The organism is Cryobacterium sp. PAMC25264, assembly GCF_019443325.1.
Classification (GTDB): domain Bacteria; phylum Actinomycetota; class Actinomycetes; order Actinomycetales; family Microbacteriaceae; genus Cryobacterium.
This window is the reverse complement of record NZ_CP080383.1, coordinates 606036-619997: the sequence shown is the minus strand read 5'-3', so window position 1 is coordinate 619997 and position 13962 is coordinate 606036. Positions and strand designations below refer to the sequence as shown.

Here is a 13962-nt window from a genome sequence, read left to right as displayed (position 1 = left end):
TCCCACGAGGATCTCTCACGATGCTTGGGACCAAGGTCCCGGGGGCATGTGCAAGCGGTTTCAACTGGCGCCGACGGGCCCTCGATTCCGGCTCGGTATCCGCCGCCGGGGATAAGAGGCGCAAAATAGAGGGATGCCGAGCATCCCGCGTGACCCACCCGCCACCCTGATCTTCGACGGTGACTGCGGCTTCTGCACCACCGCCGTGCTCTGGCTGCAGCGCACACTCCCCCGGGTTCCAGCCACGGCACCCTTCCAGTGGACCGACCTGTCCCGATATGGGCTGGACGAGGCTCAGGCACGCTCGAGGGTCTGGTTCGTCTCCGGCGGGCGCCGGTACGGCGGGGCCGCCGCGGTCGCAGCGATCCTGCGCGGGCAACCGATTCGTGCGTTGCGGGTGCTCGGCACGTTGGCCACCCTGCCCCCGTGGTCCTGGGCGGCCGAAGCGGGATACCGTGTCGTCGCCCGCTACCGGTACCGGCTCCCGGGCGGCACCCCGGCCTGCCGACTGACGAGCGCGTCGTGAGCGCCACTCCGCCGGGCCCCGCCCCGCTGGACCCGGCGACCTCGGGCGCCACTCCCCCGGAACCCGCGACCTCGGGCGCCGTCGCACCGCTGTCACGGGTGCGGCTGCGCTGGGAGATCGTCATCGTGCTGGGGTTGTCGCTCGGCGCATCCGCCGTGTACTCGATCGTCTCGATCATCGCCAGGCTGACCGAGGAAGTGGCGTTGGGCGATCAGTCCGCCACCATCAATGGGTCACAATCCACCCGGGAATGGCTCGACTTCAGCTATCAGTTCCTCGGCATCGTCTTCACCCTTTTCCCCGTGGCGCTGGTGCTCTACCTGCTCTGGCAGCCCGGTCAGAGCGCATTCCGGCGGCTCGGGGTCGACTTCACCGAACCGCGCCGGGATCTCCTGCGCGGCGGCGGGTTGCTGCTCATCATCGGCATCCCGGGGCTCGGCCTGTACCTGGCCGGCCGCGCGCTGGGATTCACCGTGGCGGTGGTGCCGTCGCCGCTGGACACCTTCTGGTGGACCATCCCGATCCTGGTGTTCTCGGCGCTCCGCAGCGCCCTGAGCGAGGAACTCATCGTGGTGGGCTACCTGTTCACCCGGCTGCGCGAGCTGGGCTGGAGCACCTGGACCATCATCGTCTCGGCGGCGCTGCTGCGCGGCAGCTACCACCTGTACCAGGGCATCGGGCCGTTCGTGGGCAACGCCCTGATGGGTGTGGTCTTCGGCTGGTGCTACCTGCGCTGGGGCCGGGTGATGCCCCTGGTGATCGCGCACTGGGTGCTCGACATCCTCTCCTTCGTCGGCTATCCCCTCGCGGTCCTCTGGTGGCCCGCCCTGCTCACCCCCACCTCGTAGTCCCCCTCTCGCGAACCGTGAGAAAAGCCCCAAGAATCTCGGATTCTTGGGGCTTTTCTCACAGGTCGCGAGGGGTTTTTACTCGAAGGCCTCGGGCGGCGGGCAGGCGCAGACCAGGTTGCGGTCGCCGTACGCGTTGTCGACCCGGCGCACCGGCGCCCAGTACTTGTTGCGGATGAGCGTGCGCACGGGGTACACGGCCGTCTCGCGGTCGTAGGGGTGTGTCCACTCCCCCACGATGACACTCTGAGCGGTGTGCGGCGCGTTGTGCAACGGGTTGTCGTCGGCCGGCCAGGTGCCGGCGGCCACGGCATCCGCCTCGGCCTTGATGCCGATCATGGCCTCGATGAACCGGTCGATCTCACCCAGGTCTTCGCTCTCGGTGGGCTCGACCATGAGGGTGCCCGCCACCGGGAAGCTCATGGTGGGCGCGTGGAAGCCGTAGTCGACCAGGCGCTTGGCCACGTCGTCGACGGTGACCCCGGTGGCCGCGGTGAGCGGGCGGAGGTCGAGGATGCATTCGTGCGCGACCAGGCCGTTGTCGCCGGCGTAGAGCACCGGGTAGTGGTCGCTGAGCTGCTTGGCCACGTAGTTGGCCGCGAGTACGGCGGCACCGGTGGCCTGCTTGAGGCCGTCGGCACCCATCATGCGCACGTAGGCCCACGAGATGGGCAGGATGCTCGGGCTGCCGTAGGGCGCGGCCGAGACCGGGCCGCCGCCGTGCACGACGGTTTCGGTGCCCGTGGCGCCGAGCAGGTAGTGCTCGTCGTCCTGCGCGAGCGGGTGGCCGGGCAAGAACGGCGCGAGGTGCGCCTTGGCCGCGACCGGTCCGACGCCGGGGCCGCCGCCGCCGTGCGGGATGCAGAAGGTCTTGTGCAGGTTGAGGTGCGACACGTCGCCGCCGAAGTCGCCGAACCGGGCGAAGCCGAGCAGGGCGTTGAGGTTGGCGCCGTCGACGTAGACCTGGCCGCCGGCGTCGTGCACGGCGGCGCAGATCGCTCCGACCTCGTGCTCGTACACTCCGTGCGTGGACGGGTAGGTGATCATCAGCGCGGCGAGGGTGCCGGCGTGCTCGGCGATCTTGGCGCGGAGGTCGTCGAGGTCGACGTTGCCCAACTCGTCGCAGGCCACGACAACGACGCGCATACCGGCCAGCACGGCGGATGCCGCGTTGGTGCCGTGCGCGCTGGACGGGATCAGGCAGACCGTGCGGTCCACGTCGCCGTTGGCGAGGTGGAATCCGCGGATGGCCAGCAGCCCGGCGAGTTCACCCTGGCTGCCGGCGTTGGGCTGCAGCGACACGGAGTCGTAGCCGGTGACATCCGTCAGCCAGGTCTCGAGCTGACGGATGAGTTCGAGGTAGCCCTCGACGTCGGCTCGCGGTGCGAACGGGTGCAGTCCGCCGAACTCTGGCCAGGTGACGGCCTCCATCTCGGTGGCGGCGTTGAGCTTCATGGTGCAGGAGCCCAGCGGGATCATGCCGCGGTCCAGCGCGTAGTCGTAGTCGGCGAGGCGCTTGAGGTAGCGCATCATGCTCGTCTCGGAGCGGTGCGTGTTGAAGACCGCGTGGGTGAGGTACTCGCTCGTGCGGGCCAGGCCCTCGGGCAGGCCGTGCTCGATCGCGTCGAGGTCGACGTGGCCGAAGGCGTCACGGCCGCCGAAGAAGCCGACCACGGCGGTGAGATCGGCCACAGTGGTGGTCTCGTCGACCGAGATGCCGATGGTCGTCGCGTCCACCTCGTGCAGGTTGTACCCGGCTTCGGCGGCCTGCGCCACGATCTCCGCGGCACCCGTCGGCACCGACACCCGCACGGTGTCGAAGAAGCTGTCGGTGAGGACGTCGACGTCGAGGGCACGCAGGGCCGCGACGAGGGCTCCGGCACGCTCGTGAACCTCGGTGGCGATCGCCTTCAGGCCGTCGGGCCCGTGGTAAACGGCGTACATGCCGGCCATCACGGCCAGCAGCACTTGGGCGGTGCAGATGTTCGAGGTGGCCTTGTCACGACGGATGTGCTGCTCACGTACCTGCAGCGACAGCCGGAAGGCGGGGTGGCCGGCGGCGTCGACGCTCACGCCCACGAGACGACCGGGCATCTGACGCTCAAGTCCCTTGCGCACGGCCAGGTAGCCGGCGTGCGGTCCACCGAAGCCCATCGGCACGCCGAAGCGCTGGCTGGTGCCCACGGCCACGTCGGCGCCGAGCTCGCCGGGCGAGGTGATCAGGGTGAGGGCGAGCAGGTCGGCGGCCACCACGGCGAGGGCCTTGTTCTCGTGCGCGAGCGCGATCACGGCGGCGGGGTTCCAGATGCGGCCGGAGGCACCCGGGTACTGCACGAAGATACCGAAGTAGTCGCCGAGGTCCTCCGCGGTGGTGCTCTCGTCCAGGGGCAGAACGGCCAGTTCGATGCCGAGCGCGTGCGCGCGGTTACCCAGCAGCGCGTGGGTCTGGGGCAGCGCATCCGCGTCGACGATGAAGCGGTTCGACGGCGACTTCGACGCCCGGCGGGCCAGCAGCATTCCCTCGACGACCGAGGTGGACTCGTCAAGCATCGATCCGTTGGCGGTGGCCATGCCGGTGAGGTCGGCGACCATGGTCTGGAAGTTGATGATCGCCTCGAGGCGGCCCTGGCTGATCTCCGGCTGGTACGGCGTGTACGCGGTGTACCAGCTGGGGTTCTCCAGCACATTGCGCTTGATCACGGCGGGCGTGATCGTGTCGTAGTAGCCCAGTCCGATCATCGAGCGCTTGACAGTGTTCTTGTCGGCCAGTGCACGCAGTTCCTGGATGGCCTCACGCTCGGTCGCAGCGGGCGGCAGGGTGCTGTCGCCGGGCTCACGGAACTGCTCGACCTGGATCGTCGCGGGAACGGCGGCGTTCACGAGCGATTCGACGCTGGTGTGACCGAGGACGGCCAGCATGTGGGACTGCGCGTCGGCATCCGTGCCGATGTGACGCTGGGTGAAGGGCTGCGACATGTGGGGAAGGCTCTTTCCGGGGTCTGATTCGGTCGTGCGAGGTGAGGCGGGTGGCTGGGGCCTGGCTGGGCTGTTACTCGCCGATGATGGCGGAGTACTCGGCGTAGCTGAGCAGCGCCGGCAGGCTCTCGAAGGTGACCTTGATGAGCCACCCGTCGCCGAGCGGGTCGCTGTTGACGAGTTCGGGGCTGGCGACCACGGCGTCGTTGACCTCGGCGACGGTGCCGTCGATGGGGGCGAAGAGCTCGCCGACCGACTTGGTCGACTCGATCTCTCCGACGACGGTGCCGGAGGCGACGGAGCTGCCGACCTCGGGCAGCTCCACGAAGACCACGTCGCCGAGCTTGTCGGCGGCGTAGGCGGTGATGCCGACAGTGGCGGTGTCGCCGTCGACGAGCACCCATTCGTGCTCTGCGGTGTACTGGAGTTCGGTCTTGTCGGCCATGGGGGTTCCTCTCAAGGGGGTGATCACGTGGGTGGATCGGTGCTGTGGATCGGTGGTGCTGATCGGTTGTGGGGTGAAGCGCGCACGCCGGGTGACCGGAGGCCCGGGGCGGGCCCTGCGCCGTTCTGGGTTACTTGGCGCGCTTGTAGAAGGGCAGTGCGATGACGGTGGCCGGGGCGCGGGTGCCGCGTACGTCGATGAACACCTCGGTGTCGAGGCGGGCCAGCGGCGGCGCGACGTATGCCATGGCGATCGGGTAGCCGAGGGTGGGCGAGAGCGCGCCGCTGGTGATGACGCCTTCGGGTTCGGTGGCGTCGGTGCTGCGGAAGATCTCGTATCCGGCGCGGCCGGCGCGCTTACCGGCCGAGACCAGGCCGACGAGCACGTGCGCCTCGCCGGACGGGCCCTCTTCGCTGGCGGTGCGGCCGACGAAGTCGGTGGGTTTGGCCAGGTTGACCACGCGGCCGAGCCCGGCCTGGGCGGGGTAGGTGGAGGTGTTCAGCTCGTGGCCGTAGAGCGGCATCCCGGCCTCGAGGCGCAGGGTGTCGCGGCTGGCGAGCCCGGCCGGAACCAGCCCGTGCGGGGCGCCGGCGACAACGAGGGCGTCCCAGAGGGTGAGCGCGTGGGCGTTGGGCAGGTAGAGCTCGAAACCGTCTTCGCCGGTGTAGCCGGTGCGGGCCACCAGCACCGGAGCGCCAGTGAAGTCGGCGGTGATCGCGCGGTAGTAGCGAAGGCCCGTGAGGTCTCCGTCGACGCTGAGCCCCGCTGTGGCCTGCACGATGGCGAGGGCGTTGGGGCCCTGCACGGCGATGAGCGCGGTGTCGTCGCTCTCGTCGGTGACGCTCACGTCGAACCGGGCGGACCGGGCGGTGAGGGCCTCGAGAGCCTGGTCGTGGTTGCCGGCGTTGGCGACGACGAGGAACTCGGTCTCCCCGGTGCGGTAGACGACGAGGTCGTCGATGATGCCGCCGCGGGAGTTCAGCAACAGGCTGTACTTGGCCTGCATCAGGTCGATGACCGACAATTGGCCGGCCAGCGCGTGGTCGAGGAACTCGCCGGCCTGCGGGCCGCTGACCCGGATCTCGGCCATGTGCGAGAGATCGAAGAGGCCTGCAGCCTTCCGAACCGCGTGGTGTTCGGCGAGGTCGCTGGAGTAGCGCACGGGCATTTGCCAGCCGGCGAAGTCGGTGAAGCTGGCGCCGGCAGCCACGTGGGCGGCATGCAGCGGCGAGAACCGTTCGGTCGCGGCGGCGTCCGTGCCGGTCGGGCCGGTACTGGTCGAGTCGGTGCTGGTCTGGTCTGGGCTGGCCGAGGTCATGAGTTCTCCGGTTCATCGCCGGGCGCGTGCCCGGTGAGGTGCTCCGGGGCTCGTTCGAACCCCGGTGGGAACTCCCCCTCTGTCGTCAGGCCTGAGAGCTTCGCCGGGCGCGTGTGCGCTCCCGGCTTTCACCATGGGCGGGATGTGACCCGTGCCGTGCGGATCCCGCGAGGCGAGACCCGGACGCGCTGTGCACATCCGCTTTTCAGAGTGGCCCGCTCGATGCGGTACGAGTACCTGAGAGATTGTCGGGGAGGATTGCTCCTTCGGTGTTCGCTCGTCTTCTGACGTCGAACTCTCCCGCATCGATCGTGTGGCCCAGTATTCAGTTGGTTTCTACTGCTCGGCAGTCTAGCCGACCACCCCATCCGCCCGCCTATGGGTTCCGCCGCTTCGCCCCAGAGTTAACGCCCCCGTAACTTCCCCCGGCCGTCGCCCGTCCCCTCCCGCGAACTGTGACTTAAGCACCCAAAAACCCCGAATTCTGGGGCTTTCCTCACGGTTCGCGGGAGGGAGGGCGGGCTAGATGTGGAGCTTGAAACCCAGGTGGGAGGGAGCGAAGCCGAGGCGTTCGTAGAAGCGGTGGGCGTCGATGCGGGAGGCGTCCGAGGTCAGCTGAACCAGCCGGCACCCGTGAGTGCGGCCGTACTCGACGGCCCACTCGATCATCGCGCTGCCCAGGCCGTTGCCGCGCAGGCAGGAACTCACCCGGACCGCCTCGATCTGCAGCCGGGTGGAGCCGGCACGGGCCAGGCCCGGCAGCAGCGACAACTGCTCGGTGGCCACGACCCGGCCGGCGGGGTCGACCGCGACCACGAGGTGATGATCCGGCGAAGCGTCGATGGCCGTGAATGCCGCCAGGTAGGGCGCCAGATCCTCGGTGGACTCCTCGACGGCTCGCAGCTGGTCGTCGGCCAGCAGGCCGACGATGGCGGCCACATCCCCGGCGAGCGCCGGTCGCAGGGTGAACGGGCCGCCGGGAAGGTCGAAGAGCGCGTCAGTCATCCCACCAGCATGCCAGCGCACGTGGGCGTCTTGTTGGCGGCCCACGCCGGCGACGATCACAAACGGGTCGGCAGCGAGGATGCCCACCGGCCCCTGAGCCGGGCACAATGGACCGATGCAGATCGCAGCTATCACCACAGCCGACTTCGAGTCCGTCATCGCGCTCTGGGAGAGCACCGGGCTCACCCGCCCGTGGAATCCGCCGGCCGCCGACCTGGAGCGGGCGCTCGGCACCGAGTCCGCCACGGTTCTGGGGGTGTTCGCCGATGCCGAGAACGCAAACACCGACATCACGGCACCCGAGCGCCAGGGCAACACACTTCTGGGCACTGTGATGGTGGGACACGACGGCCATCGCGGCTGGATCTACTACCTGGCCGTTGCCCCCTCCGAGCAGGGCACGGGCCTGGGCCGGATGCTGATGGGCGCCGCCGAGGCCTGGCTCGTCGACCACGGCGCCGTCAAGGTGCAGCTCATGGTGCGGCAGACCAATGTGGCCGTCACCGGGTTCTACGACCGGCTCGGCTATGCGGATGCCGACGTGCGCGTACTCGCCAAACGGCTCGACTGAACGGCACCCACCCCGTGGACCTCGCCGAATACGCCTCGCACGACGCTGTGGGCCTCCGCGCCGCCATCCGCGCCGGTGCGGTGTCGGCGGCCGAGGTCGAGCGGCTTGCCCGCGATGCCGTGGACGCGGTCAACGCGGACCTGAACGCCCTGGCCCGTCCGCTGTTCGACCCGGCGCTGGCGGCCGAGGCGACCGGCCCGTTCGCGGGCGTTCCCTTCCTGATCAAGGACAGCGGCCCGTTCGCTCGCGGTGCGCAGTTCGCGCTGGGCAGTCGGAGCATCCAGGGAGTCGCGGCCGACACCGACCATGAGTTGATGGTGCGTTTCCGCGCCGCCGGACTCGTGGCTGTCGGTCAGACCACCGCGCCTGAATTCGGGTTGAACTTCGCCACCGAACCCCTGCGCACCGGCCCCACCCGCAATCCCTGGGCCCTCGAGCGTGGGGTCGGTGGCTCAAGCGGCGGCGCCGCGGCGCTCGTCGCCGCCGGTGCGGTTCCGCTGGCGCACGCCAACGACGCGGCCGGGTCGATCCGGGTGCCCGCGGCCTGCTGCGGCATCGTGGGCCTCAAACCCAGCCGCGGCCGAACTCCCAGCGGGCCGCTGGCCGGGGAGGCTGGGTTCGGGTTGATCGGCGAATTCGCGCTCACCCGCAGCATCAGGGACACCGCCCACCTGCTGGATGCCGTGGGCTCCCCCAGCATCGGCGAGAAGTACACGCTGCCCGCACCGATCGTTGCCTTCGCGAGGTCGCACCGGCAGGATCCGGGCCGTCTGCGCGTCGCCCTCGTGACGGAGGCCTGGTCGGGGGTGCCGGTGGACGCGCAGGTCGCCGCCGCGGCCACGGCCGTGGGCCGCACCCTCGAGTGGATTGGGCATGCGGTCGACGACGCCCGGCCCGGGGTCGACCCGGACGATATCGTCGAGGCCGAGATGCTGGCCGTGCTGGCCACCGGCGCCGCCCTGCTGCGTGCCCCGCGGCGGCCGGACCCAGCGCGGCTCGAGGCCGTCTCCCGCGTGGTGCTCGAGGAGACGGCCCGGGCCAGCGCCCTCGATGTGGCCGCCGCGATCGACGCCCAGCACCGGGTGACCCGGGCGATCGGACTGTTCTTCACCCGGTTCGACCTGCTGGTCACCCCGACCGTGGCCCAGCTGCCGCTGCCGCACGGCACCCTGGACTACAACGCGGCCGGCCACACCGCCCGGTCGTGGATTCGCCGCATCCTCGAGTTCGGGCCGTTCACCGCGCCCTTCAACATCTCCGGGCATCCCGCGATCAGCCTGCCGCTGGGGCAGAGCCGCGAGGGACTGCCGATCGGGGTTCAGCTCGTGGCGGCCCACGGCCGCGACGACCTGCTGCTGCAGGCCGCGGCACAGCTCGAGCAGGCGATGCCCTGGGCCGACCGACTGCCGCCGATCCACGCCGACCAGCTGTGAACGGCCGCCGGCCCCGAAGCCGGTGCGGCAGTTGCGGGCCGGCCCGTCGTAACGCTTGGAATTGCGGCGCGAGCGTGCTTCGCTGGGGACATGTCCAATCGAGGGAACACGCCCGACGAACCCGGTACACCGGACCGTTCGCCTGATACGCAGGAGCCGGCCGACCCCGGCGACCTGCCGATGTTCCCACTCGGATCGGTGCTCTTTCCCTATATGCCCCTGCAGCTGAGGGTCTTCGAGGAGCGGTACCTGATGATGCTGGCGCGCATCCTGGAATCGGAGCCGGCCGAGTTCGGCGTGGTGCTCATCGAACGCGGCCAGGAGGTGGGCGGCGGCGAGCACGCCTTCAGCACCGGAACCGTGGCCCAGGTGATCGAGCTCGTGGCTCCGGAGGGCTTCGTCGGCCTTGTGGCCCAGGGCGACCGGCGCATCGAGGTCGTCGAGTGGAGCGACGGCGCTCCGTACCCGCAAGCCGTGGTGCGTGAGCTGCCGCCCCTGGTCTGGGATGACGCCCTCAAGCCCCTGCGGGTGCTGGCCGAGCAGACCGTGCGCCGGACCCTGTCGCTGGCCAGCGAGTTCACCGACGACGCCTGGTCGGCCGATGTGGCGCTCTCCGAGGATCCGGTTGAGGCCGCCTGGCAGCTGGCCGGCATCGCCCCGGTAGGACCGCTCGACCAGGTCGACATGCTCAGGTCCACCACGATGGCGGGCCTGCTCCGGGCAATCTTCGACCACACCGAGGCGGCCGCCGACGCCTTCCGGCTGCCCGGCCCCGACGACCTCGATGCGGACGACCTCGGCCCGGACGACCCGGGCCGGAACTCCTGACCGTCGAGCCGGGCGGGCGAGCGGATGCCGGTGAGCGGCCGTTACTCGTGCATGAGCCCCTCGACCGGTGACCGCCGAGCCGCGCCGGAGGCCGGCACGATGGTGGCGATCAGCCCCGCCACGAGCGCGCCGAGCAGCACCAGCCCGAGTTGCGGCCAGGGCAGGTGCACGGTCAGCCCGAGCTTCTGTGCCTGCAGCGACACCGCGGACAGCCCCGCCCAGGCGTAGAGCACGCCGAGCCCGATACCGCATGCCGCGGCCACCACGGTGATCAGCGTCGCTTCGATGCCGAGCATCCGCCGCAACTGGCCGCGGGTGAGGCCCAGGGCGCGCAGCAGGGCTGATTCGCGGCGCCGTTCGAACACCGACAGGGCCATGGTGTTGGCGACGCCTACACAGGCGATGACGACCGCCATGGTGAGCAGGGCCAGCACAATGAGCAGCATCACATCGAGAAGCTGTTCGTAGTACGTCCGTTCCGGTGCCCCACCGCCCACGGTGAACTGATCGCTCACCGAGAGGATGTCGGTGCTCAACTGCTGCACCTGGCTGCTGGTGATCTCGTCGTTGAGGCGCAGCTGCACCTGCCGGATGACCGGAGTCGCGACCAGCCCGAGGAGGTCGGTCTTGGTGAGCGTTGCCTGTTTCCGCGGAGCGGTCTCCTCCAGCGCCACCGTCAGGTCGGCGCTGCCGGCATCCCCGCTCACCGTCACCTGGTCACCGTCGTGCAGCGCGCCCGCATCCGCCGGATTGAGCAGCAGCTGCCCGTTCTGCGGCACGACCACTGTCGAGCGGGCGACGTGCTGTGCTCGGGCCGGGTCGAGCCCCCGCGCGCCGAGGATCACCGGGGCCGCAGAACCCGCCGTGATCGTGACCCGGGCCGAATCCACCGACGTCGAGCCGGCCACGTCGGTCATGTCGGTGATACCGGATTCCTGCTCCGGGCTGAGGCCCGCCGGGTCGGCAGACTGAACGGTGAGGTCCACCGGGCGCTTGAGGTCGATCCGCTCGCCGATCGACACCCGCACCGAGGTCACCCCCACGACCATCATGGTCACCAGGGTCACCCCCACGAGCAGCGCGGCGGCCGTCGAGGCCGTGCGGGCCGGATTGCGGGTGGCGTTGAGCGCGGCGAGCCGGGCGGGCGCCGAGGTCCACCCGATGATGGCGCCGGCCGTGCGCACGATCCACGGAATGAACAGCGCGGACGCCAGCAGGATGCCCAGGAAACTCACGACCCCGGAGACCACGGCCAGGGCCAGCCCCGACCGGGTCGCTCCGAGATAGAGCCCGGCGCCACCGCCCGCAACCAGCACGATGGCGAGCGCAAAGCCGATCAGGCCCCGGCGCATACCGGCACCGGCGGACACCGACCGCAGCGCGGCGATGGGACGCACCCGGGTGGCCCGGTGTGCGGGCCCGAGCGCCGACACCAGGGTGAGCAGCACACCGACGCCGAACCCGATGGCCAACAGCGCCGGGTCGATCACAAGCTGACCCAGGTGCAGGCCGGAAGCACTGTCCCGGCTCACCTCGGCCAGCACGGTTGCCCCGGCCAGGCCGATACCCACCCCGAGCACCGACGCGCCCACTCCCAGCAGCAGCGCTTCCCCCAGCACCAACCGCCGCACCTGCCCCGCGCTGGCGCCCACACAGCGCAACAGCGCCAGTTCCCGGGTGCGCTGGCTGACCAGCACCTGGAAGGTGTTGGCGATCACGATGGCGGCGACGAACAGGGCGATGGTCGCGAACGCCAACAGGATGCTGGTGAGCACGGTGGCACTGCCGGACAGCTGAGCGGTCTGATCGCCCACGGCCTCGGCCCGCGTCTGCACCACGACGCCCGATGCCCCGGCGACGGCCGTGCTCACGGCGGCGGCGAGCGCGTCGGCATCCGCGGCGGTGTCGGTGCCGGGCACGCCGGCCACAAGGATCGAGGTGGACAGCGCGAAAAGGGCCGGGTCGGCGAGGGCCTCGGCCGGCATCAGGAGAGTGGGCGCGCCGGTGTCGACGCCGGCGACCTGCGGCGCGGTGATGCCGACGACCGTCACGGTGCTGGCGCTCACGCCGGAGCCGACCGCGGCCACCGTGACGGTATCGCCCTCGCTCAGCCCGATCGACTCAGCAGCGGGCTGGTCGAGAGTCGCTTCGGTGACGCTCTGCGGCCAGCGCCCCGAGGCCAGGGTCTGCCAGCGCACCGAATCGTCGAGCACCACGCTGAGCTGCGCCACGCTCCGGGTCTCACCGAACCTCAGGTCCACATAGGCCAACCGGTCCACATCGGCGCCGGCCACGCCCGGCACGGCCTGCACGGCGGGCAGCAGGTCGAGGAGCACATCGGTGGAGTGCCGTGGGTCGGAGGTGGCCACCATCGTCGCCTCCGGCGTGACCGAGACCTCGGCCTTGGCCATGCTCGCCGCGAGGGAGTCGGCGGTGGTTCGGGTGAAGGTGGCCGACAGGGTGAGAGTCGCCACGACGAACCCCACCGACAGCGCCACCGCCAGCCCGGTGGCGAGCAATCGTGCCAGCGTGGCCCGCAGTCCGGAGAGGAGGACCCGAATCACGCCAGCGACCGGTCGTGCGCCGGGCGGGCGCCGTGCAGCGCGGCGAGCACCGAGTCGACCGTAGGGTCGTGAAGTTCACCGGAGATGCGGCCGTCCGCGAGGAACACGACCCGGTCGGACCAGGAAGCCGCGACGGCATCGTGGGTGACCATGATGACGGTCTGGCCCCACTGTTGAACGCTGGTGCGCAGCAGCGCGAGCACCTCGGCGCCGGCCACCGAATCGAGGTTGCCCGTCGGTTCGTCAGCGAAGATCACGGCCGGCCGGCCGAGCAGTGCCCGCGCCACGGCCACGCGTTGCTGCTGGCCGCCGGAGAGTTCGTGCGGGCGGTGCTTCAGCCGACCGGTCAGCCCGAGGGTCTGCACGACCTCATCGAACCAGGTCCGGTCCACCCGGCGCCGGGCCAAGGCGAGGGGCAGCACGATGTTCTGCCGGGCGGTCAGAGTGGGAACGAGGTTGTAGGCCTGGAAGACGAACCCGATCTTGTCCCGGCGCAGCCGGGTGAGGCCCCGGTCCCGCAGCCCGGTGATCGGTGTGCCGTCGATCCAGACCGTGCCTCCGGTCACGGAGTCCAGTCCGGCCAGGCACTGCATCAGGGTGGACTTGCCCGACCCCGACGGCCCCATCACCGCGGCGAACTGCCCACGCGGGAACACCACCGACACCCCGTCGAGAGCGGCGACGGCCGACTCGCCGCGGCCGTAGCTCTTGCGCAAGTCCTGTGCCACGACGGCATGCTCCGCCGTACCCGGTGCCTGGCCGTTCGCTCCCGCGGGTCCGCTGTGAGAGTCGGTCATGGCTGGTTCCCCCTGCGCGTGAAATCGATGCTCGGGCGAGTGCTTCCGGTGACACCGGATGCGCGGCCGCGCGTTCACCGGCACGCCATCAGGCCGGGAACGGTTTGTCGGCCGGTACTGCGCCCACAGGCCCGGATGGGCGGCATCACGCTGCCCCGTCCACAATGCCCCCCGTTTGCGTTACACCCTACGCCTTGGTTCCGGCCCGGAAGTAACACCGCCCGACCGTATGGATGCGCCGGAGCTCCCCCCGGACCGCGCATCCCAGTGGTTCAGCCGTTCGTGATGCCGCAGGCAGGCGATCGGAGAATCCTTGCCGCCGACGCTGGGGCGGCGAGTCTTTTCGCTGCAGCATTCAGGCATGCCACCTTCGTCGCCCACCCCCACACCCGAGTCAGCCCAACCGACGCCGGGCCTGCCCATTCCCCGGCACGACAGGTTCGCGAACGGCTCGATCACGGCCAGCGGGTTCGAACTGGACGGCAGGCTGCACGGTCATGAAGGGTGGTTCCGGCTCGACGGATGCGCTCGGGCCGGCTCGCGCCCGCACCCTCGCACTGGGCGGCAGCCCCGGCGGATGCGGCGCTATGCCGCGGCCTATCTGACCCTGGGCGCGGCGCTGCTCGGCGGTAGCTGACGGCCTGGCGGTGC

At 70.4% G+C, this 13962-nt stretch carries 12 protein-coding genes and 1 riboswitch; of the genes, 6 read left to right on the top strand and 6 right to left on the bottom strand.

Features of this window, described 5'->3' with window-relative positions; all coding sequences use genetic code 11:
* Positions 1–133: 133 nt before the first annotated feature.
* Positions 134–526 carry a thiol-disulfide oxidoreductase DCC family protein gene (locus KY500_RS02840; protein WP_219902259.1) on the top strand — a complete coding sequence of 131 codons (393 nt, stop codon included), beginning with the start codon at positions 134–136 and terminating at the stop codon, positions 524–526.
* A gap of 26 nt (positions 527–552) precedes the next feature.
* Positions 553–1374 (top strand): CPBP family intramembrane glutamic endopeptidase, encoded by an 822-nt coding sequence (locus tag KY500_RS02835; protein WP_219903255.1) that lies wholly within the window; start codon positions 553–555, stop codon positions 1372–1374.
* Between the two features lie 78 nt (positions 1375–1452).
* On the opposite strand, the gene gcvP is transcribed toward KY500_RS02835, so the two are convergent.
* The 4 genes from gcvP to KY500_RS02815 all read right to left on the bottom strand — a co-directional run bounded on the left by gcvP (position 1453) and on the right by KY500_RS02815 (position 7118).
* A complete protein-coding gene (gene gcvP / locus KY500_RS02830; protein WP_219902258.1) occupies positions 1453–4350 on the bottom strand; it encodes an aminomethyl-transferring glycine dehydrogenase in 2898 nt (965 codons plus the stop codon).
* A 73-nt stretch (positions 4351–4423) separates the two neighbouring features.
* On the bottom strand, positions 4424–4795 hold the full coding sequence (gcvH, locus tag KY500_RS02825; RefSeq protein WP_219902257.1) for a glycine cleavage system protein GcvH: 372 nt from the start codon (positions 4793–4795) through the stop codon (positions 4424–4426).
* Between the two features lie 130 nt (positions 4796–4925).
* Entirely contained in the window at positions 4926–6113 is a 1188-nt protein-coding gene (gene gcvT / locus KY500_RS02820; protein WP_219902256.1) for a glycine cleavage system aminomethyltransferase GcvT, read from the bottom strand.
* A 215-nt stretch (positions 6114–6328) separates the two neighbouring features.
* Positions 6329–6426: riboswitch (glycine riboswitch) on the bottom strand.
* Positions 6427–6635: 209 nt separating this feature from the next.
* Positions 6636–7118, bottom strand: a complete 483-nt coding sequence (locus KY500_RS02815; RefSeq protein ID WP_219902255.1) for a GNAT family N-acetyltransferase — start codon at positions 7116–7118, stop codon at positions 6636–6638.
* Positions 7119–7233: 115 nt separating this feature from the next.
* On the opposite strand from KY500_RS02815, the gene KY500_RS02810 reads away from it, so the two are divergent.
* From KY500_RS02810 to KY500_RS02800, 3 genes are all read left to right on the top strand, one after another.
* Positions 7234–7689, top strand: coding sequence for a GNAT family acetyltransferase (locus tag KY500_RS02810; RefSeq protein ID WP_219902254.1), 456 nt, complete (start codon positions 7234–7236; stop codon positions 7687–7689).
* A gap of 14 nt (positions 7690–7703) precedes the next feature.
* Positions 7704–9122, top strand: coding sequence for an amidase (locus KY500_RS02805; RefSeq protein ID WP_219902253.1), 1419 nt, complete (start codon positions 7704–7706; stop codon positions 9120–9122).
* A gap of 90 nt (positions 9123–9212) precedes the next feature.
* Positions 9213–9950 (top strand): LON peptidase substrate-binding domain-containing protein, encoded by a 738-nt coding sequence (locus KY500_RS02800; protein ID WP_255579753.1) that lies wholly within the window; start codon positions 9213–9215, stop codon positions 9948–9950.
* Between the two features lie 41 nt (positions 9951–9991).
* Here the strand turns inward: KY500_RS02800 and KY500_RS02795 are convergent, their stop codons facing one another.
* Both KY500_RS02795 and KY500_RS02790 read right to left on the bottom strand, forming a co-directional pair.
* Complete coding sequence (locus KY500_RS02795) at positions 9992–12514, bottom strand: ABC transporter permease (RefSeq protein WP_219902252.1); 2523 nt, start codon at positions 12512–12514, stop codon at positions 9992–9994.
* On the bottom strand, positions 12511–13311 hold the full coding sequence (locus KY500_RS02790; protein ID WP_219902251.1) for an ABC transporter ATP-binding protein: 801 nt from the start codon (positions 13309–13311) through the stop codon (positions 12511–12513). Before KY500_RS02790 ends, KY500_RS02795 begins: the two co-directional genes overlap by 4 nt.
* 361 nt (positions 13312–13672) lie before the next feature.
* On the opposite strand from KY500_RS02790, the gene KY500_RS02785 reads away from it, so the two are divergent.
* Positions 13673–13948 carry a hypothetical protein gene (locus KY500_RS02785; RefSeq protein ID WP_219902250.1) on the top strand — a complete coding sequence of 92 codons (276 nt, stop codon included), beginning with the start codon at positions 13673–13675 and terminating at the stop codon, positions 13946–13948.
* Positions 13949–13962 lie beyond the last annotated feature (14 nt).

What these genes read in the sequence shown, in the direction of transcription:
- KY500_RS02840 (WP_219902259.1), top strand. Translation starts at nt 134, where the DNA reads ATGCCGAGCATCCCGCGTGACCCACCCGCCACCCTGATCTTCGACGGT.
- gcvP (WP_219902258.1), bottom strand. Translation starts at nt 4,350, where the DNA reads ATGTCGCAGCCCTTCACCCAGCGTCACATCGGCACGGATGCCGACGCG.
- gcvH (WP_219902257.1), bottom strand. Translation starts at nt 4,795, where the DNA reads ATGGCCGACAAGACCGAACTCCAGTACACCGCAGAGCACGAATGGGTG.
- gcvT (WP_219902256.1), bottom strand. Translation starts at nt 6,113, where the DNA reads ATGACCTCGGCCAGCCCAGACCAGACCAGCACCGACTCGACCAGTACC.
- KY500_RS02815 (WP_219902255.1), bottom strand. Translation starts at nt 7,118, where the DNA reads ATGACTGACGCGCTCTTCGACCTTCCCGGCGGCCCGTTCACCCTGCGA.
- KY500_RS02810 (WP_219902254.1), top strand. Translation starts at nt 7,234, where the DNA reads ATGCAGATCGCAGCTATCACCACAGCCGACTTCGAGTCCGTCATCGCG.
- KY500_RS02800 (WP_255579753.1), top strand. Translation starts at nt 9,213, where the DNA reads ATGTCCAATCGAGGGAACACGCCCGACGAACCCGGTACACCGGACCGT.
- KY500_RS02790 (WP_219902251.1), bottom strand. Translation starts at nt 13,311, where the DNA reads ATGACCGACTCTCACAGCGGACCCGCGGGAGCGAACGGCCAGGCACCG.
- KY500_RS02785 (WP_219902250.1), top strand. Translation starts at nt 13,673, where the DNA reads ATGCCACCTTCGTCGCCCACCCCCACACCCGAGTCAGCCCAACCGACG.